The 538-nt window shown below is 67.7% G+C and carries 2 protein-coding genes; both read right to left on the bottom strand.

Annotation, left to right across the window (positions count from 1 at the left end; genetic code table 11):
* On the bottom strand, positions 1–269 hold a 269-nt coding region (locus PGQ95_RS26360), incomplete at its 3' end, for a sodium ion-translocating decarboxylase subunit beta (protein ID WP_430919895.1).
* 15 nt (positions 270–284) lie between these two features.
* On the bottom strand, positions 285–538 hold a 254-nt coding region (locus PGQ95_RS26355), incomplete at its 5' end, for a biotin/lipoyl-containing protein (protein ID WP_430919893.1).

The following is a 538-nucleotide window of genomic DNA, read 5'->3' as shown; positions in this document are numbered from 1 at the left end:
TCCGGCGCGCAGTTGAGCTTCGCGGCAATCACCGCCAGCTGGACCGGGTCGTGATGGGCCAGCAGGTTTTCCAGCGCGCTCAGCGCCAGCCCGGCCTCCGGAATATTGGAGAGCAGGCCGCCGAAGCCAATCGGCAGCAGCAGTAACGGCTCGAACTTTTTCGCAATCGCCAGCCACAGCAGCAGCAGGCTGACCAGCAGCATCACCGCCTGGCCGGCCCCCAGGTGCATCAGCCCCATGCCCTGAATCAGGGCGTTCAGACTTTCCATTTGCGCTCCTCGTCCTTACGCCAGCTGCAGCAGGGTGTCGCCGACCGCCACCGCATCGCCGGATTTCACCGCGATACCGCGTACGGTACCGGCCTGCGCGGCGCGGATTTCGGTTTCCATCTTCATGGCTTCCAGAATCAGCAGCACCTCGCCTTCCGCCACCGCCTGGCCTTCGCTGGCCAGCACCTTCCAGATAGTGCCCGCCAGCGGCGCGGTCACCGGGGTGCCGGCGCCTGCCGGGGCGGCTGCGGGCGCGCTGGCTACCGGCG

The organism is Klebsiella sp. 141240 (assembly GCF_050600805.1).
GTDB lineage: Bacteria > Pseudomonadota > Gammaproteobacteria > Enterobacterales > Enterobacteriaceae > Klebsiella > Klebsiella aerogenes.
Note: the sequence above shows the minus strand (reverse complement) of the source record. Positions and strands in the feature narration are given on the sequence as shown.